This window comes from Pseudomonas sp. SWRI154, from assembly GCF_014268645.1.
In the GTDB taxonomy this organism is placed as follows: Bacteria; Pseudomonadota; Gammaproteobacteria; order Pseudomonadales; family Pseudomonadaceae; genus Aquipseudomonas; species Aquipseudomonas marvdashtae.
Map to the genome: position 1 here is coordinate 92,433 of NZ_JABWQW010000005.1, position 20,353 is coordinate 112,785.

11 protein-coding genes are annotated in these 20,353 nt (G+C 60.5%); 4 read left to right on the forward strand and 7 right to left on the reverse strand.

What is annotated here, in order from left to right; genetic code table 11:
• Positions 1–101 precede the first annotated feature (101 nt).
• Together HU806_RS06550 and HU806_RS06555 are read left to right on the forward strand one after the other, a co-directional pair.
• Positions 102–3,611, forward strand: a complete 3,510-nt coding sequence (locus tag HU806_RS06550) for a hypothetical protein (protein WP_186610613.1) — start codon at positions 102–104, stop codon at positions 3,609–3,611.
• Positions 3,612–3,887: 276 nt separating this feature from the next.
• Complete coding sequence (locus HU806_RS06555; RefSeq protein WP_186610614.1) at positions 3,888–7,418, forward strand: Ig-like domain-containing protein; 3,531 nt, start codon at positions 3,888–3,890, stop codon at positions 7,416–7,418.
• A gap of 181 nt (positions 7,419–7,599) precedes the next feature.
• Here the strand turns inward: HU806_RS06555 and HU806_RS06560 are convergent, their stop codons facing one another.
• The 6 genes from HU806_RS06560 to HU806_RS06585 form a co-directional block, all read right to left on the reverse strand.
• Complete coding sequence (locus HU806_RS06560; protein WP_186610615.1) at positions 7,600–9,594, reverse strand: methyl-accepting chemotaxis protein; 1,995 nt, start codon at positions 9,592–9,594, stop codon at positions 7,600–7,602.
• 104 nt (positions 9,595–9,698) lie between these two features.
• Entirely contained in the window at positions 9,699–10,643 is a 945-nt protein-coding gene (locus tag HU806_RS06565; RefSeq protein ID WP_186610616.1) for a GNAT family N-acetyltransferase, read from the reverse strand.
• On the reverse strand, positions 10,640–11,914 hold the full coding sequence (locus HU806_RS06570) for a phenylacetate--CoA ligase family protein (protein WP_186610617.1): 1,275 nt from the start codon (positions 11,912–11,914) through the stop codon (positions 10,640–10,642). Before HU806_RS06570 ends, HU806_RS06565 begins: the two co-directional genes overlap by 4 nt.
• A 48-nt stretch (positions 11,915–11,962) precedes the next feature.
• Positions 11,963–14,377: an acyl-CoA reductase gene (locus HU806_RS06575; protein ID WP_186610618.1), complete on the reverse strand. Its 2,415-nt coding sequence runs from the start codon at positions 14,375–14,377 to the stop codon at positions 11,963–11,965.
• Between the two features lies 1 nt (position 14,378).
• Positions 14,379–15,506, reverse strand: coding sequence for a LuxE/PaaK family acyltransferase (locus HU806_RS06580; protein WP_186610619.1), 1,128 nt, complete (start codon positions 15,504–15,506; stop codon positions 14,379–14,381).
• A 27-nt stretch (positions 15,507–15,533) separates the two neighbouring features.
• The gene (locus HU806_RS06585) at positions 15,534–16,760 is read right to left on the reverse strand and encodes an MFS transporter (protein WP_186610620.1); all 1,227 of its coding nucleotides are present in this window, start codon (positions 16,758–16,760) and stop codon (positions 15,534–15,536) included.
• A 334-nt stretch (positions 16,761–17,094) separates the two neighbouring features.
• On the opposite strand from HU806_RS06585, the gene HU806_RS06590 reads away from it, so the two are divergent.
• The gene (locus tag HU806_RS06590) at positions 17,095–17,283 is read left to right on the forward strand and encodes a hypothetical protein (RefSeq protein ID WP_186610621.1); all 189 of its coding nucleotides are present in this window, start codon (positions 17,095–17,097) and stop codon (positions 17,281–17,283) included.
• A gap of 7 nt (positions 17,284–17,290) precedes the next feature.
• Here the strand turns inward: HU806_RS06590 and HU806_RS06595 are convergent, their stop codons facing one another.
• Positions 17,291–17,671, reverse strand: a complete 381-nt coding sequence (locus HU806_RS06595; protein WP_186610622.1) for a fe2+ zn2+ uptake regulation protein — start codon at positions 17,669–17,671, stop codon at positions 17,291–17,293.
• A gap of 296 nt (positions 17,672–17,967) precedes the next feature.
• On the opposite strand from HU806_RS06595, the gene pvdQ reads away from it, so the two are divergent.
• Positions 17,968–20,316: a bifunctional acylase PvdQ gene (pvdQ, locus tag HU806_RS06600; protein ID WP_186610731.1), complete on the forward strand. Its 2,349-nt coding sequence runs from the start codon at positions 17,968–17,970 to the stop codon at positions 20,314–20,316.
• The last annotated feature ends 37 nt before the right edge of the window (positions 20,317–20,353 follow it).

Here is a 20,353-nt window from a genome sequence, read left to right on the forward strand (position 1 = left end):
AGTTCTGACAGTAGCTGATCCTGCTGATGTGGCGCTAAATCCGATCTATCGCGTCGCGATCTGAAAAAGCCACCGCATCGTGCTGGATAAAGGAACTGGCCATGACCTCTTTTCGCTTTTATTTACCGCCCTCCAGATCAACCGCCGAAGGTCAATTGTCAAACTATGCGCTGACCATCGCGGGCATGGCCAGCCCCATCGTGGACGGTGACGGCGGTATCGGCCTGGGCGTGGTGGAGGACCACGAACAAGGGGTCTTTTGTATCCTCGACCCGTGGAGCTTTCCCATGCAGGCGGGCGATATCGTCGATGTCTATCTGGATGCGAACGTCGTCTGGCACCACGAAGTGCTGGCTGGCGAGGAGAACGAACCTCTGTACTTCTTCGTGGGCAAGGAGTGGTTCGTGCCCGGCTGGATCGAACGCTGCTATTACGTGGTCCATCGCAAAGATAAACCGAACCCTGACGATCCGTCCGTTGAGCTGCGCTTGCTGGTCAAGCTGGATCGCCCCGGCGGTCGCGACAAGGAACCGCACCTGCCGGGGCACTCGGAACTCAAGATGGTGCAGTTGCCACCCGAGGTGATCGCTCAAGGCGTGGATGCCGAGTGGGCCGCCAAAGGCGTGCCCATGACGATCCAGCGCTACCCCAACATCGCCGTGCGCGACGTCATCCAGGTGAGATGGGGTAGCGTCTCCCTGACGCCACTCGTTCTGACGCCAGAGCAGGTGGCGGGCACACAACCTATCGAGGTGATCGCCGAACAGGCCGATATCCTGGCTGGCGGCGATAGCCGCGATCTGCCGGTGCGGTATCGGGTGCACGATGAGGTATGGAATAACTCGGAGGACTGGTCGATATCAACCAACGTGGTCGTGGATGCCGGCGCCTGGCGCCTTGAGGCGCCGATCATCGACGAGGCCGTCGACGGTATCATCGATCTCAAGGCGTTGAACCAACAGGACGTCACCGTGCTGATCCATGTCCGGGAAGAGGAATTCGAAATCGGCGACACGGTCACGATGACCTGGATCGGCACGCCACAGGTGGGCAAGCCGTTGATCCACACCCAGGCACACGAGATCACTAAGGTGCCGCAAATACTTCCCCTGAAGATTCCCTACGCAGAAGTCCGCGCCATCGCCATGGGCTCGGCTGACGCTTCGCATGTATTGACCAAGAAAAATGGTGATCCGCCCCTTTCCTCCAAGCGTGCGTTTGCCAGTGTCGTGGGCGATGTTTACGCGTATCCCGCCCCGGTCCTTCGTGAAGTGATGGGCGAGATCCTGGAACCGGACACTCCGATGGCGACGGTGGACGTCTCGTATCCCGGCATCGCCGACGGCGATTTCATCGAGTTGATCTGGGAAGGCACGCGATCCAATGGTGCGCCTTATATGCACGGGGAAACCCATACCGTCAGCAGAAATGACGCCGCTAGTAAATTGGTGACGTTGTATGTATTCGAGGAGCACATCAGCATCCTTGCCAATGGGCGTCTTGACCTGTGGTACCGGGTCTCCAATGACGAAGCGGCGATCTACGGGGTGAGTGAATCCGAACATCGGCTGATCAAGGTTCAGGCGATTAGCCCAACGCTGCCGCCACCGATAGTCCCGGAGGCTGAGAACGATGTGCTCGATCCTTCAAAGGTTATCGATAAAGTCACAGTGCGGGTCGACTATTCGGGCACGGTCAAAGGCGACATCCTGACCTATTACTGGACCGGCTCAAACCCTCTTGGCAGCACAAGCAGTTGGGTGTCTATCACAACGGTGTCTGCCGGCCGGCCTGTGACATTTCGAGTGGGCGCCGAATTTGTGATGGGCAATATCGGCCAGACTGTCACGGTCCGCTATACTCTCAAGCACGCCACTGGGGCGTACAGTTATTCGGATACGTTGGTGCTTTTAGTCAAGACGGCGCTGGATCTGCACGCCCCATCGGTGAAGGAGGCCGATGGCGCGATGCTGAACCCAGTCGCTGCCAAGGACACGTTGACCGTCGTAGTGCCAGTCAACGCCGACCTGCGTCCTGACGACAAGGTGAAAGTCACCTGGACCGGCGCGCCGGGAACGCCCGCCGGTGGTTCACACTCTTCGGATGAATCGTTGGTCAGCGATGGTTTGGAGATCCAGATTCCCAACAGCGTCGTGGCCTTCAGTATGGGTGAGACGGTGGCGGTGTCTTACGAAGTTATTCGGGGCGATAAGGAACGCATCCCTTCTCCCCGGTTCGATCTGACCCTGGAAACTTTCCACCAAGACGATCTGTTGATGGGCAAGCCGAAGATCCTTGAAGCCGCCAACGATGGTGACGGGCCTGATTTGACCTTAAGTGCAATCGGTACCGATCTTACGTGTGAGTTGGGTACCTGGCCGCTGATCGCAGTGGACCAGGACGTTTGGCTGCGCTTGAAAGGGACGAAAGCCGATGGTACCGAAGGTTATGACCGAGATATCTGGGCGCCACCGCCCAAAGGGCCTGCGGTGAATGCAGAATGGATCAGGGACGGGCGGTACAGGGTTGCGGCACCCTACGTTTACCTGAAGGAACTCAAGCATGGCAGTGAACTGGCAATGGAGTTCAAAGTGGATTTCAGCAAGTCCACCAACGAGGTCAAGTCGCAGACATTCCCAGTCCGGACTTATGTCGTGAGTACGCTGCCCGGCGTATTGGGCCCCCCGCAAGTCGTCCAAGCCGACAGCGACTACACGGTCGATCCCAGTGCGCTGCCCGGTGGGATCACCGTTAGGGTCCAGCCCTTCGATGGCATGCTTGTCGGCTACGACATCCTCATGACTTTCGAAGGCACTGCCAACGGCAGCGCCACACAGACCAAGCGGGTTCTGCGCGTAGAGCCGATTGACTATGACATCACGCAAGCACTCCTGGCGGCCAACAGCGATCGGACTGTCAAGGTGTATTACCAGATCTTCGACGATGGCAAGCCAATCTCCGCCCCCTCCCTTCACTATCCATTGAAAGTGAGGGGGTTGGAATGGAACAGTTTCGCGGTCAATGGGTGGAGCCCGGCCAATTTTCAGCCCACTACGGGTTTCGATGGTGCATTCTTCCTGCGCACGGTCCGTCGCGCGATCGGGGCTGTGAGCTATAGCAGCGACCGGCCGGGACTGGTCGATGTCGAGCCGGCAACCGGCAAGGTCACCTTCACTCGGGCCTGGACGGGATCGGCTATCATTACCGCCTACGATTTGGCTTTGCGTAGCGCCTCCTATACGATCAAGGCGCCGGCTAGGTGGTTTCTCTTGGAGACGCTGGCGAAACGGAATGTCGCTGAGCACTACGCCTTCGTCCAGAGCAATGCGGGGAAGGGGTATCGACCGGCGCTGATTAGGGACTGGTGTTCTGGGTATTCATACGTCAGCACTCGGAAAAATGGCTGGTTTTGGTACGAATGGGGCATTCTCAATGTCTATCCTGGATGGCCGGGAGCTGCCGAGCAAAGTCAGACCATCTGGCTCACCAACGATGCGGGCAGGACGATGCGCTGGCGCGATTTTTCGCACCTCAACCACCCACAGCATTGGTCGCAAAGGAGTACAGGCGAAACGCAAAGCTGGACGATCTGCTATCGCCTTAATACATAGGCGATGGTTGTTCGCATTTTAGAAGCTGTGGGGTGCAACGGGCTGCGATCTTTCTCCTGACACTTGAGTCTCGAGCGAAAGACCAAAAAGATCGCAGGCTTCGTCTGCTCCTATGAGGCCAGCGCGAGCTTGCTCTCTCGCCACACGGGCAGTGTTCAGCCAGCCCCCGACCATCCGTCGGCAACCTGCCCACACCTGTAAGTTCTGACAGTAGCCACCCCACACGCCCGGGCGCATAAATCACTCCATCGTCCCTTCACGACCGGAGTGCCCGCCATGCTGACTCAACCGAAAAAAGCCCCAGCACCACTGGCCCTGCGTGCCCCGGAGATCCCCGGGCGCACAGAGCAGGATTTGCCGTCCGGCGAGTGGGGGCTTAACTTCGCCGCCGTCCAGGGCAACTTTCCTGACAAGGGGTTGAAAGTTCACATCCTCGATTGGACGCAGATGAGCATCAGCGACAACGTCAAATTGTTGCTGGACGGCGGCGAGGTTGATCAGCACACGATCACTCAACAAACCGAAGTGGGGGAGCGCGTGACTTTGTGGGTCCCACCGAACCGCTTCCTGACCGGCCCCTACGAGCTGACCTATACGGTCAAGCGGCCCAGTCAGTCAGATGAACCCTACACCCCGCCGGTCAAGCTTTACGTCAAGCTGGAGCTGCCCGGCGGCCAGGACCTCGACCCAGACCCCGGCTCACACTCCGAATTGTATATGTACATCGACCCCGCGCTCGTCGAGGACGGCGTGGACCAAGACGCCGCCGAGAACGGTGTCGACATCATCGTTCGGGCCAAGCCGGATAGCTCGACCCCAGAGCCCTACCCCAACATTGCCGTGGGTGACCTGATCACCTTGAGCTGGGGCGGCGTATTGGTGGAGTCCGATCCGGTTGAGCAGGCGCAGGTCGACGATCCGGACAACAACCCCATCACCCTCCATGTCAGCAAGGAGGTCATTCTAGAGGCGGGGGATTCAGGTTCCGATGGCTTGGCCGTGACGTTCCAGATCCACGACCTGGTGAAAAACCAATCCGAGGACTGGTGCCCGGAGACGCGCATCGTGGTCGACACCGGCAGTTCACGGCTGGAGGCTCCGATCGTCCACCAAGCTGACGGCAACGTACTTGACCTGGATACGCTCGGCGACGCGGCAGTGATGCTTGAGGTCTGGGCCGTAGACCCTGACATATTCGCCAAGGACGATGTGATCATCATGCGCGTCAAGGGCACGACTCTCGACGGCGATCCTATCGAGTCCACGGCTCGCAAGACACTTGGGAAAAACCCGCCCGACGTGGTCGAGGTCCTGCTGCCCAACAGTGCCGCCCGCGCCCTGGCTAGGACCCAGGCGGTGTTTTCCTACAAGCTGGAACGTGGCGGTACGGTCATCGGGCAATCCAAGGGCCGCTTCATCAACATCATCGGCGAGCCCACCCAGTTGGAGGCGCCCATTGCCGACGACGCCCAGAGCGGTGCGCTCGATCCGGACCTGACGAGCACGCGGATCCGCATTCCGTTCGACGAGGTGATCACGGCGGAGATGGCCATCGAACTCAAATGGGCCGGGACCCGTGCTGACCAGAGCAGCTATGAGCCGGAGTTTAAGTGGATCCATCCTAGCGTGGAGGAAGTAGAAAATAAGGAAGATTTCTTTTTCACCGTCGATGGCCCTCACCTTAAGACGCTCGAAGGCGGCACGCTGGACCTGTCGTACAACCTGCTGAGTGTCGATGAAGATGACAATATCATCAGTCGCGGCTCGCGCCATGCGGCGCTGTTGAACGTAGGCGAACCGCGATTCGAACTGGCGCCGCCCATTGTGCTGGGGGAGCAGGACGGAGCGTTGGAACCCGAGGACTTGCCCAACGGCACCAGCAAGGTCACGTGTCCCAATCCTGTCACCAACCCGACCAAGCGCGGAGATGTCGTACATTGGGAGTTACGTGATGCCCAAGGTGTTTTGCTCGATGAGGACTCCAAGCCCCTTAACGCCTTGAGCGAAGGTAAACCCGTGGAGTTTCCCCTGAGCGCTGCGTTTGTGCAGGAGCATTTCGAAGCCCATCGGGGGGGAGAACTAAAGGTCAAATACGACATCCTGCGGTTCGCGACGGGTAAGTACAGCTATTCGGATTCGTTGAAGTTTGTGATCGGGACGGCGTTGGCGCTGCAGCCTCCGTCGGTGAAGGAGGCCAACGGAGGTACCTTGAACCCGGTGAACGCCAAGGATTCGCTGACCATCGAAGTGCCGGCCAACGATGGTCTGTTGCCCGATGACAAGCTGAAGGTCACCTGGGCCGGTGCGCCGGACGACGGTTCATACACCTCAGACGAATCGTTGGTCGGCGATGGGTTGGGGATCGAAATCCCCAACAGTGTGGTGGCCTTTAATCTGGGTAACTCGGTGACGGTGTCTTATGAGGTCATTCGGGGCAACCAGGATCCCATTCCTTCGTCCGACCTCACCTTGGTGGTGCAGCCTATTGCCCAAGACGACCTGCTGGTCGCCAAGCCCAAGATCCTGCAGGCGGACAACAGTGGCGAGGGCGCAGGGCTGGACTTGGGCACCGTCACCAGCGGCGGAACCATCCGCGTGGGCGTATGGCCGCTCATCGCGGCCGGCCAGTACGTCTGGTTGCGGCTGAAGGGGCGCAAGGCGGACGGCACTGCGCACGACCTGACCCTGGCGCCGGGCAGCCGCGTCAGCCAGGGATGGGTGGATCAGGGCTACGCCCTCAGCACAGCCCCCTACAGCTACCTGCAGGACCTGGGGAACGACACGCAGCTGGACCTGGAATTCAAGGTGACCCTGGACCGAAGCCAGGACGAGGCCGAGGCCGTCACCCTCCCGCTGCGCTCTTACAGCATACGGGTGGCGCTAGACTTGCCGGCGCCCAGAGTCATCGAGGCAGATGCCGACGACACGGTGGATCCGAGCGTTCTGCCCGGCGGCGTAACGATCCGCGTTGAATTCGACGACATGCGCCCCGGCGATGACGTGACGATGATCTTCGAAGGCACCGCTGACGGCAGTGCCCGGCAGAGCAAGCGGGTGGGGACTCCCCCAGCCCCGCTGGACTATACGGTTGGTCAGGGCACGCTGTTGCCCAACAGCGATCGTTTCGCGCTGGTGTTTTATGAGGTGCATCGCAATGGGCTGCCCCTCGGCGATCCCTCTGCGCAGTACTCCTTGAGGGTGCTCGGACTTGAATGGAATGCATTCAGCATCAACGGCTGGAACCCCAGCGTATTCCAACCGACGACGGGCTTCGATGGCGCCTACTACACTCGGTCAGTGGGCCGGGCCGTTGGTCCGGTCACCTACACGTCCTCTCGGCCGGAGGTCACCGTCAATGCCGCGGGCCAGGTAACGCTGGTTCGGGCTTGGACGGGAGCTGCCACGATCACCGCGCGCGATGGTGCCGGGCGCAGCGTCGCATACACCCTGAACGCGCCCGCCAAGTGGTTCCTGACGGAAACGCTGGCGCGGCGTTCTGTCGCTCAACTCTATGCCTACGTCCAAGCCAATGCGGGCAAGGGGTATCGACCTCCAATTGTTGCCGACTTCACTGTAGTTCAAGGACAACAAGGAGACAGACGACTGGGGCATCTCTACCCCGAGTGGGGATCGCTGATCCGTTATGGATGGGGAGACGGCGGCGATGCACACATTTGGCTCGCCAACGATCCTGGTGGGACGACCAGGTGGCGAGATTTGAGCTTCCTGGACCAGGGTCGCCACCTGTCCGGACAATACGATGGCACTCAGGTGTGGTGGACGATCTGCTATCGCAATAAACCGTGATGGCGGAGTTCAACTTCTAGCGTCGCGGCTGATCCAGAATTCGCCAAGATTGAGAGAAAAGGATACGCATTTGTTTTCCAAACAGCGTTCCGTAGAGCTAGCGCGGGCGGCATGCACCCGACCACTGTGGGATGAGAGAGTAGGCTTTCTCACCCCACGGTGCTTTCATCAAGTGCGTACATCACCGAACCTTGAACCGCCCCATAATCGCATTCACCCGGCTATTGGCATCCAGCAGTTGCCGAGTGTTGTTCTCGCTGGCCAGACCACTTTCCACCAGTTCCTCCACCATGTGCCGTATCTGCACCATGCTGCGGTTGATCTCCTCGGTCACCGCGCTCTGTTGCTCGGCGGCGGTGGCGATCTGGGTGCTCAGGCTGTTGATCTGGCTGACCGAACCGGCCATTTCATCCAGGCCCGAGTTGACCCGGGACGTGGCGTCGGCGGCGGATTGGCAGCTGGCCTGGGTGTTCTCCATGGCCGACACGGAGGAGCTGACGCCCTGAGTCAGGCGGGTGAGCATTTCGTTGATTTCCGAGGTGCTGGCCTGGGTCCGGGCGGCAAGGGCGCGAACTTCGTCGGCCACCACCGCGAAGCCACGGCCTTGTTCACCGGCCCGGGCGGCTTCGATGGCGGCGTTGAGGGCCAACAGGTTGGTTTGTCCGGCGATGGCGCCGATCACGCCGAGGATCTCGGTGATGCGTTGCGCGTCCTGTTGCATGCTTTCGACTTTGCGGGTGGCTATGGCCACTTCGTCGATCAACGCCACGACGCTGTTCGACGCCTCACCGACCACAACCCGGGAACGGTCGGCATGCTCGTTGGCGCGCTGGGTGAAGGCCGCCGTCTCGGCAGCGTTCTGCGCCACGCTTTCCGCCGTGGAACTCATTTCAGTGATCGCCGTCACGGTCTGGTCGGTTTCCGAGGCATGGCGCATGAGGATTTCGCTGGTGTGGGCCGAGGTCCGCTGCAGGTTGTCCAGGCTCGAAGCCATGGCGCCGGTGGCCTGGGTGACTTCGCCGATCATGTCCTGCAAATAGGCAATGAACTTGTTGACCGAATGGCCGATGGCACCCAGTTCGTCCTCGGCGCGGATGGTGATGCGGCGGGTCAGGTCGGCGTCGCCGGTCGACAGCGCATCGATGTTGCCCTTGAGGATTTTCATGCGGTGGGTCAACTGGCGGATTGCATACAGCTGCATCAGTACCAGCAGGATCACCATCGGAATCTGAAGCAGGCTCAGGGTGTTCAACACATCGTCACGCTGGGCGGTGATCAGGCGGGTCGGCAACGCGGTGGCGAGGAACCACGGCGAGCCTTCGATCGGCCGCATGAAGAACGTGCTGGCTTCGCCTTTGTTGTCGAACTCGACGCGCTGCAACGGTTGGTCGCGGTGGGCCAGGCCAGCCTTGACCTGGGCGGCGAAGGGCGAATCCGCCGCCAATTCGCTGATGTTCTTCAGCACGATCGGCCCGCTGATCCGCGAGCTGTTGCTGATGATCTTGCCGTCGCCTTCGACGATCAGCATTTCGGCGCTCAATTCGGCTTCCTTGCGCGCAATCAGGTTGTTAAAGAACCCCAAGGTCACGTCAATGGTGGAGACGCCATAAGGCGCGCCATTCTTTTGGATCGCCATGGCGCAGTTGGTGCGAGGCTCGGCGCTGGCGTCGTCCTTGTAGGCGGCCGCCCAGGCGCATTTGCCCGGCGCAGTGGCCATGCCACCTTTGTGCCACGGTTGTTCGTAATAGTTCGGCGCGGCGTCGCTGTTCCAGAACGTATTGACTGCCAGCTTGCCGGAGGCGTCACGGTGCCAGAAGGTACTGAATTTGTTACGGCCTTCGGCGCGCTGGTTGGGCAATGGCCAGATCCCGCCGCCGAAGATTTTCAGCTCGCCGTACTGGTCCACCAGGCCTGGCAATACCTTGTCGATGGCATCGCTGTCGAGCAGAGGGATGGTCTGGGTAATGCTGCGTTGTTGTGCCTGTACCTTGTTCAGTTCGCCCTGGATCTGTTCGGCGACCTCGGCAATGCGGTTCAGTGCCACTTGCTCTTCGGTGTGGCGCAGCTTGGGCGCGACCAGATAGCTGATGCCGACAACGGTCAGGATGGATAACACCAGAATAAACAGAACCAGGAACAGCGTGTAGCGGGCCTGAATGGTGCGCAATGAGGGCATGTGGGTGTTCCTTGCACGAAGGCGTCTTTCGGAAACAATTTGGGATAGGCGTACCGATTCTATCGGCGTCCTTGCCAATAGCTTGAGCGCAGGTCAGGCGGGTATCAGGCGGCCGAGCTGGCCTGGGTGTTTTTCCAGGCTTGAGCGTGCGCCTGCAATTGATCGTGAAGCCGTTGCATTGGCGCTGAATCCAGCGTGAGCCTGCGCGCTTGGGCGATACGGTGAAACAGCGCCTGCCAGCGTTGCGTGCTCTCGTTGGGCATTATTCCGGTGAAGAAGAACCCGGCGGCCATCAGTAGGCGGTAGTCCGTGCAGAAGTGCCGACCGAGACCGAGCCGTACCGAAAGCGGCCAGTGGGCTGGCAGGTGTCGCAGTTGCCCGACGAGGCAGGCGTCCATGCGCTCGGCCACGATGTCGATTCGTCCAGGCAAATGGCTTACCCGCAGCGGTTGTATCGCCGTCGGAGTCTCGTCAAGGGTGGTTCCGAATCGCGACGCCAGTGGATCCATCAGCCATTGGTATTGAGCAGGCCATTGAAGATGCGGCAACGGCCGATCGTTGCCGCCGCTGACCTGACAGCCAATGACGATGGTTTCGGCCCGGTCCGTGGCGAACGGAGAGGGCACGAAATCAGGCAACAAGCCGGTGTCGTGAAAACCGAGCCGTTGTGCCAGCCGTTGGCTGTATCGATGGCTGGTGACTTGTTTGATCGATAACCTGGCGAGCCCGAGCGCCTGGCAGCGGTCCAGGAGTTGCTCTCCCAGCCGCGTGGCAATCTGCGCGCCCTGCAAATCAGGATCAACCGCCACCAACGCCAGTTCGGCGTCCTGGCTCGCAGGCTGCTGGCGACACAGTGCGGCATGACCGACTACGTGATCGCCAATCACCGCGACCAAGGAATGCCATCGGCCCTGGAGATGATGCTGGCAGATCATCTGCGGCATGTAGACGTCCGGCGAGACGTAATGATCGCCGTACACCCGGCGGAAAAGCTCGCAGGTACCGGCACTGTCCGTAGGGCTGAACGGCCTGATGACCACTTGGCTCATCCGAGGCTCCTATCGGTCGGCGCACCGTAGACCCGACGATCGATGATCGACAGGTGCTTGCCGGAACGGGGATGGCGTTCGAGCTCCTGCGCATTGCAGGTCTGGACATCCACGCGGAGTTGATCGAGGCCAGGATATTGCTCGATCAAGGCGTCTTTCAGTTCCCGCGAGCGTATTTGCCCAGCGTTCGCCGGTACATCGGGTCGCCACTTGAGAAGCACGCGATCATTGTCCTGGGCGTGCTCGATAATCAGTTGCCATTGAAGATCGCCGCCCATGCGTCGGACGATGTCGTTGATTTCTTCGGGGAACAGCGACAACACACCCACCCGGACACGACGGCTTTGTGCGCTGCGCCCTTGCAGGGCGAACTTGCGCCGTGGCGTGCCGGCAGGCTCGCACCAGATGGCCCGATCGCCTACCGGGTATCTGACGATCGGCATCAAGGTCCGGGTGAGATTGGTCACCACCAGGTTGCCGGTTTGACCGCAGGCCTCGATGACTTCACCGCTCAGGTCGTCGATGATCTCTACCCGAGTCTGTTCGTCGAACACGCGATGCTCCCCCAAACCGCAATCGGCTGTGCTGGCGCCGACCAGGCCGGCATCCACACTGGCGTATCCGATCGACGCAAAGCGCGCGCGGGGAAACGCCCGCTTCAAGGTCGGCATCTGGCTTTCGAACAGGTTCTCGCCGCCAAACAGGATGGTGGTGATTTCTGGCAGCGATCGGCCTTGTCCGTTGACATGGCTGGCAAATGCCAACAAGTGCGCAGGCACGCCTACCAGCACATTGATGCCGTACCCGGCGATGGCCTCGGCCAACGCGTCGAGTTCCACCGATCCGGTGAAGGGGAACTCGGTGATGGGTATGTCCACGCTGCAAAGGGCGCCATGAATGAACAGGAAGCTGGCGTACAGGTCGCCGGAAAAAAACAGGTTGGCGATTCTATCTCCAGCGTCCAATTGGGCGGACAGGCTGCGACCGAAGCAGTCGAGCATCAATTGCCATTCAGCGTGGGTATATACCGAAAGTTTGCCTTGGCTGGTCGTGCCGCCGGTTTTGAAAACCAGTGCATCGCTGACTTTGTCGGTCAGTACTCGCCAATTATCCAGGTCATCGCTGCCTTTCCAGTATTCATTTAAATCGACCACCGGCAGTTGTTCGAAGGCGCTTCCCTGGGCGGGCAAATGGCTTAACTGCGTGTTGTAGAAGGCCGAATGCGTGCGGATGTGGTTGAGCCACTGCTCGTAAGATAATGAAGCGCTCATCAGGATTCTCTCAAGGCTTGAAGGTCTGCTTATCGATTACGGACGGGCTCACTGGCCGCAGATTCTGCGATCAATTACCAGCGGGACTTTGCCGCTGTGCTTATTGCGTTCGAAGCGCTCTATCGGACAGCTCCGGACGTTCAGGACCAGCAGCGCGGCATCTACGGACGTGCGCAGCGGTGCAAGCTCCAGCACTTTGCGTCGAACCGTTTCGGCGTCGCCATTGGTGCGAATCAGCAAGCGTTCACAACCGCCGTTCTCGTGATCGAGCACGATCTGGATGGCCGCTTGTGCCTGCTCGACCAGTTCCCGAGTATTGATAAATTCGGTCGCAACGCGCAGCAGGTGGCCGTGGCGCTCGCGCAATTGGAATCTCGGCGATTCCAGGCCACACGCGCAGCGACCGGGTAGCCAGCGCCCCAGGTCGCCAACTTCGTAGCGTTGCAGAGGCCGCGCCTGACGTATGCGCGACGTGAACAGCAAGCGTCCGGTTTCGCCCGCGGCGACCGGACTGTCGATGTCCGGCTGGACGATCTCCAGGTATTGAATGTCGTCCATGAGATGGAACACGCCGTCATCACTGGCCAGGCAGGCATGACCGAGGGGCCCCGCGTCCACGGTGCCGTAGATGGCTGAGCAGATCCGGGTGGCGCCACACTGCTGGAATAACGTGCGGCTGTCTGGCCCCAGGTGCTCGCCGCCAAGCAATATTTTATGAACGCCGCCGTAGCGTTGGAGCTCCCGCTGTTGGCTTGCGAACAGGCGGTGCAGGGTACTGGGCATGCCAATCACGGTGTTGATCCGATGATCGACAATCAACTGCGCGATCTCGGCGAAATCCTCATCGGCTGGCGCGCTCATGGGGTAATGCACGACCTTCATCTGTTCCAGGATTTTCGTGAAACTGAGGAAGCCGCCGTACAGACCGCCGCCATAAAACAGGTTGATGACTCGGTCCTGCGCAGGATCCAGGCCCGCAGCGCGCAGGCCGTCGGCGGCGGCACGCATGTGGTGCTCAAAATCGCCATAACTGTAGGGCGACAGCACGGGGGCGCCGCTGCTGCCGCCAGAGCGGAAGAACAGTTGGGCTTGAGGGGCTAGGGGCAGTGCAAGGAACGCGGCCTTGTCCATGATTGGCGTCGACGGATGGAGCGGCACCGCCGCGGCAACGGCATCCAGCGTGACACGATGACTGGCGACATCCGGCGCTAGTCCGACTGATACTCGCCGGCTCAATCGCTGCAGCGCGTAGACACCGTCGTGTGGCTCGCCGTCATAGCCCTGTTGGATCGCGGCGGTCGAGGCCACGCGGGTGACGCCCGCCGTTATCAGGCGGCGCGCCAACCCGGCCGCCCGCTCCGGCTCACAGATCAGGGCGCAGCTCTGCAGTACGTTCCGCCAGGGCAGTAACGTTTCACAAAGCAGCTCTTCAGGCACCGGCCGCAGCAGCAACGTGCGAAACAGTGGCGAGGGCAGCAGTTCGCGGTGGTGCTCCCACAAAATGCGCCAGCCGTCACCCGCCCAGACCTCGCCGATTGCTCCGGCGAAACTGTAATCGAGTCGGGCCAATGCGGTTCGGGTGGTGATTTCACACGCTTCAGCCGCGGTGGCTTCCAGGGCGGGCCAGTGTCCGCTCCGCCGTTCGAAAGCGGCAGCCAGGGCGTTGCCCAATGCTTGCAGCTGCGCCGGCTCGTTGCTGTCGACCAACAGCCATTGCGGGCTGGAGCACGCCTGTTGATCGAGGCGGCAGATTTCATCCACCAGGCTGTCCAGCGTCTGCTCGTTGGCGGCGGCAGGGGTGATATAGGCGAAGCTGACCCGATGACCCCAGTCGATCCAGCGGCAGCCGCTTGGAATCTGCTCGCGCAGCGCTGTCAGCGCGGTGTTGCCACCCCAGGCGCTGACGCCATGCGCCAGTGCGAAAAGACGCCTGCTCTCCTTGGCTGGCACAGGCAGTACCGCCACGTAACCGTGCAGCCGTCCACTCGGGTCGCCGCTCAAGAATGCCGCCAGCAGGCGGGCCGTGAGGTCGCCATCGCGAGCGCTGGGTCGCAGCCAGTTCACGTTCCCCGCCAACAGGCCTTCCAACGCCGCGCAGAATCCCAGCAAGGCTGAGTTACCCGGGGTGACGTGCACCACGAGGCCAAGGGGCTGCCAGCTTTCGAAGGGGCCGTCGCCGTAATCGATTCGCCGCAACGAGCGTGGACTCGCTCCCAGTTCCCGCTCAAGCTTGAGGCTCAAGTGCTTGCGGTCACAGAATGTTATCAGCGCCTGGCGCTGATCCTCATCGAGCATGAGCTGCTGGCCGGGCGTGCGCAGCCTCGCTACGAACGCCTCTGCGCAATCGAGTACCTCTTCGCTGCGGGGCGGGACGTCCAGCAGCGCGGGGAGTTGCGCTTGCAGGCATTCAAGCGCGGTTTCGAGCGTCAGGTCGGCGCTCAGTTGGCCATTTACGAGGTACATGTCAGTTTTCCTTGATCAGTTCGGCGGCGGCCATGGCGCAGCTTCGGCTGGCACTGGTACCGGCCCGACCGTGCAGTTCGAACCATTGGGTCTTCAGGCCGCACTCGCAGGTGGCGGGGTGCAAGGTCGCCAGATCGCTCATCACCACGGCATGGGCCGGACTGGAAGAGATGTAAGGCGATACGAACGACAGCAGTCCTGCCTCGCCGAACGGCTGGACGCTGAAGTTCGCGGGGTGGCGCACGAAGACTTTCGAATAGACCGGTACGTGGAACCGATGGCGTTCACATTCGATGTAGGGCACCGCGTGCTCGACCGCGCCATAACCGTCACGGCAGCGATGGGGCTCGATGCCCAGTTGCCGGGTGATACGTTCGTAGACCTGACGGCGGGGGATTTCCTCTGCGGCCTGTTTCTTCCAGCCCCCGCCCAGGAAAACCAGAGACGCGGGGTCTAGCTTCAGGTCCAGTTGGCCGGTGTCCGTCATGCGCTCAAGCACGTGCCACAGCAGCGCCGGAAAGCCGAAAATGCGCACCGGCAGTCCTTCTTCGGCGAACGATTGCAAGGCCGCGATCACACCGAAAACGTCGAACTCGTGGCTTTTTCCGGTACGCCTCAGGGCATAGGCGACGCGATTGGCCGGTGCGAAGCGGCAGAGGAACTGATCGGTATACGCGGTGCCTAGCCGATTGGCTGCTTCGGGTTCATGGCTGAACAGCAGGTAGTTGCAGGGCGAATCCGGTGTGTTCCAGCGATAGTAGTCAAAGATGTTTGCCACCATCCCTTGGGCCGCCGCCATGCTGCGCTCGTCATAACGCATGCGGCTTTTCTGGCCGCTGGTGCCAGAAGACGTGAGCTCCAGTGCATCTTCGGCGGTGGGGCTGAGCAGCAATCGCTGTTTGAAGTAATTGGCATAGATAGGCGGCAGGCGCGACCAGTCGGTCAGGTGCTCCAAGTCGTCCACCGTAAGGCCGTTGGCGTTGAGCCAGTCTTCGTAGCCGGGCGAGTGATGGCAGTGGAACAGGCTGATTTCAGCCATCGCCTTATCGAACAACCCGAGGGGTACCAAATCGCAGCCATACGGTTGCGGCAATGCGCAAAGCGCATCGGCGTAGGGAAAGTGAATCATCAGGTTTTCCTCAGAGAGGGGGAGCATTCAAACGTGAGCGGACGGTTGCGTTATGAACAGGCGCAACGCAACAAGACAGCTGAGCCCGGCGATGCCGGCCATCAACGCAAAGGATTGCAGGTTCGCCCCGGCACCCAGCAGGGCCAACAGCGAGCCCGCCGCGCTCATCACCGCGATGGAAATCATCCCGACCATGGCCGAGACCAGCCCCTTGCTGTCATCGCTGGCAAACAGCGCCAGTCGATACAACGCGGCATTGCCCATGCCGAGCCCGACGGCGTACAGCGACAGGCTGCTGACCAATACGGTGAGGGGAAGATCGAATTGGCTGGCTACGACCAAGGCGACCAGTCCAGCGCAGAAAGGCCACAGGCTGTAGTAGACCACCCGGCGCACGCCGACCCGCTCTACCAGGATGTTGAGCAGGAAATTTCCGAGGATCACCGCCGAGAAAACCGGAATCTGCCAAACCCCATATTCCAGTGGCGACAAGCCCTGGCCCTGGATCAACAGCAAGGGCGACAGGCCGATCCAGGCAATCAGCGGCAAGCTCATCAAGCCCAGCGCGACGCTGGCCGACATGAACCCCACATGGCCCAGCAGCGCGCTGTATCGCCTGACCAGCGAACGCACGTCTAACGCCTCGACGTCCGGCGTTTTAGCCGTAACTTGGATGTTTCGCGGCATGAACCACCACAAAGCGAGCCAGCTCACCATACCGAGGCCGGCCAGCAGCATGAACAGCTCGCGCCAGGACAGCCATTGCAGCAGCAGCCCGCCCACCAATGGCCCCAGCAACGGCGAGAGAAGGGCGAGGTTGCCCAGCAACGCCATGACTTTCACGGCGTCGGCTTCGCAAAATACTTCTTGTATGGCCGGATAGCTGACCGCAATCACAAAGCCCAGCCCCATGCCTTGGATCAGACGGAGCCCATTGAACCCATGCATGTCGGTGACCTGGGTGATTGCCACGCAGGCGACCACAAACCCGCCACAACCGGCGAGCATGAATGGGCGCCGGCCATGGCGGTCCGACAACGGACCGATCAGCCATGGCAGCAGGATGCCGCCCAAAAGGTACAAGTTGAACGCATAAGGAATTTGATCTGCAGGCGCATCCAGGTCCTGGGTCACCTTGAGCATGGCGGGCATGACCAGGTCGCTGGCCATGTAAGTGAGGCATTCGAAAAGGGCGATTGCCAGGCAGAAACCTGTCAGGCGAATGGGTGATAAAAGGGACGGCTGATTCTGCATGAGTACCCAACGTTGGCTTTCGGAAAGAAGAAAATCACTTCTTTTTCGAGAGTACGTGGGGGCGTCCATGGTCGTAAGGCGTCTTTCCCTGTATCGGTGAGGGAAAAAGGAACTACGTTTGTAGGAAGTATCCTTCAGAGGATGCTTGCAGTTCCTATTGGTAAATAATCTGACGTCCGATGGAGACAGCTGACCAATCTTCTACAGCCGCAGTCGCGCAAAAATGCGCCACGGCTGTACCATATGGCCTGCCTGCATCGCGCAAATGACATCGGCGAAACAGTGCCTGGGAAGTACGCGGGATGCACAACGGATCACTTCAGGAACATGGCAAATGACACATTCACAACGTTTGAAATACTCGATTCTGGTGGTGCTCGTCGTCCTGGCAATCATGCTGGGACTGTCCTGGATGCAAGGCAAAGGCATGATCAGCGAGCAGCTGTTTCAATACATCGCCATTGCCGTGGCGGTCATCGTGGTGGGGATCAACGGCGTGATGCGGCGCAAGGTCAAGCCTTGAGCGCCGGTCACTCCCCAGGGTTGAGCAAGGCCACGGCGCTGTGGTGCAAGCTGTAGCTTTTATCGGGATTGAGCGTAACCACGCCCTCGCTGCACAGGCGCTTCAAAACCTCACGCACGCTCAGGAAGGACAATGGAATGTCCAATCCCAGCAATTGGCTGTGAACACCCCGTACGCCCAAGCGGCGATTTTCCTCGGCGGCCTTGAGCAGCGCATCGATGACTTTGAGACGGATCAGGCTGGTCCTGAGCCCATAGCTCTTGAGCAGCCGCTTGATCTGTTCGTTACCGCCTCGCTCCGTTGGCCCCGGAAATTCGCGGTGGGTGTTTGTCATCGCGACGCGGGCCGATCCTGGCTTACCCTCCATGGGGACTTGCGTGTTATGCATGTAGAGACTCCTTATCAGCCTGACAGAAACAATCACGAATGCTCTCCTGTATAGGACGAACGAAAGTGACCAATCATGAGAGCCTTGATGTGAAAAAATTGCCTGGACCTGGCCGAAGCCCCGTAAAAGCGGGTTGCGAGACCGTTAATTTTTTTTCATCCGGTTCGTTCTCAAGGTAGGCACATCCGCGTTCAGCATGCGGCATGTGGATTTCCAGGCCGGACCGGATGTTGTCCGTGGACGTACCGGTGACCGTCCTGGTTCTTGAAAGCTATCGAGCGGGAGTGCATGTGGGAATGTCCGGGCAGTTATCGAGGTTTTGCTTTGCCGGTGCGTTGCTGGGGATGACCCTGGGCCTGAGTACCGTGGTCGGCGCGCGAGGCGAGGCTGAGCAGGCCACTGCGGAAATTCGTCGCACCAGTTTTGGCGTGCCGCATATTCGGGCCCAGGACGAGCGGGGGCTGGGGTACGGCATCGGCTACGCTTACGCGCAGGATAATTTGTGTTTGCTGGCCAATGAAATCGTGACGGTCAATGGTCAACGCTCGCGTTATTTTGGCCCGCAACAGGTCACGGTCGAGCAACGAGAGAACCGAGCCAGCGACCTGTTTTTCACCTGGCTCAATACACCGCAGGCTGTCTCCGGTTTCTGGCAGGCCCAGGCGCCCGAGGTCCAACAGTTGGTGGAAGGTTATGTGGGCGGTTACAACCGTGCGTTGGCTGAGCGCAGGGAGAAAGGCCTGCCCGAACAATGCGCGAGCGAATGGGTACGACCGATCACCACGCAGGACTTGGTGAAGCTGACCCGGCGTCTGCTGGTAGAGGGCGGCGTCGGCCAGTTCGCCGAGGCCTTGGCCGGGGCGCAGCCACCCAAGGCAACCGCGCAAGCCGACCTATCGACGTCCGGCTTCGCTGTCGCGGCGGCCCGCCAGCAGCGTTTCGCCCTTGAACGCGGGAGCAATGCCTTGGCCATCGGCAGCGAACGCTCCTTCAACGGGCGCGGCATGCTGCTGGCGAACCCGCATTTTCCCTGGTTGGGTGGCATGCGTTTTTACCAGATGCACTTGACCATACCTGGCAAACTTGACGTGATGGGTGCGGCCCTCCCAGGCTTGCCGATGATCAATATCGGCTTCAGCCAGCATCTGGCCTGGACCCACACCGTCGATACGTCAAAACACTTCACACTGTACCGCCTGCAATTGGACCCCAAAGACCCGACCCGCTACCTGTTCGATGGCAAGTCAGTGCCTATGCGTCAGCAAACGGTCACGGTGGATATCAAGCAAGCCGATGGGCAGGTCAAGCCCGTTTCGCGGGTGGTCTATAGCTCCAGGTTCGGGCCGATCGTGCAATGGCCGGGCAAGCTGGACTGGGATAACCGGTTCGCCTACAGCTTGCGCGATGCCAACCTGGAAAATGATCGGGTACTGGCGCAGTGGTACGCGATGAATCGTGCCGTCACGCTCAAGGATCTGCAGGACACTGTCCAGCGCATCCATGGGATTGCGTGGGTCAATACGCTGGCGGTGGACGACCAAGGTCACAGCCTGTACATGAACGTCTCGGTGGTGCCCAACGTCGACGCCCACAAGCTTGCCCGCTGCAGCGATCCCAGGGCCGGCCAGAAGCTGATCGTGCTGGATGGCTCGCGCAGTGAATGTGATTGGGACATCGACCCCAAAGCCGTGCAAAAGGGTATTTACGCGGCCGACAAGCTCCCACAGTTGTCACGTCGCGATTACGTGCAGAACTCCAACGATTCCGCCTGGATGGTCAACCCCTCGCGGCCCTTGTCCGGCTATTCGCCGGTGATCAGCCAGCAAGACCTGCCGCTGGGCCTGCGCGCGCGGTTTGCCCTGGATCGACTGGGCCAGTTGGCCAAGAGCGGGCCAGTGACGGTCAATGACCTGCAGCGCATGGTCATGGACGACCAGGTCTATCTGGCCGATCAGGTCATGCCCGACCTGTTGGGGTTTTGCGCCGGCGACCTGGGAGCCGATGCATCGGCATTGGCCGAGGCATGCACTCGTCTGAAGAACTGGGATCGCACCGCGAGCCTGGACAACGGCGTGGGCTTCGTCCATTTCCAGCACATCATGCAGGCGTTGCAGGCTGTGCCTGGTATCTGGCGCGTCGCATTTGACCCGAAGGATCCGCAACATACCCCTCGCGGCCTGGCGGTCGAGCGGCCTGCGGTGGCCGAGGCCTTGCGTCAGGCCATGCGTGCATCGGTGGACGCGTTGAAGGCGGCCGGGCTGCCTGCGGACAGTCAATGGCAGGACATACAGGTGGCCAGCAGCGGTGCCCATCGCACGCCCATTCACGGCGGACCTGGAGAATTGGGAATCTACAACGCGATCCAGAGCGTGCCGGGCGCGAACGGTAAACGCGAAGTGGTCGGCGGCACCAGCTATCTGCAAGTGGTGACGTTTGACGGCAGCGGTCCCAATGCTCAGGGGTTGTTGGCCTTCTCGCTCTCCAGCGATCCCTCATCGCCTTATTCGGCGGATCAGACCCAGGCGTTCTCGAACCGCCAATGGAGTGTGCTGCCCTTCACCGAACAGCAGATCAAGGCCGACCCGCATTATCAAGCGCTGATTATTCGAGAGGCTGATCGAGCAGCAAAGGTGGCGACGCAGTAGTCAAGCCGAGCTGGACAGAAAGCCGCGACCCGTATGG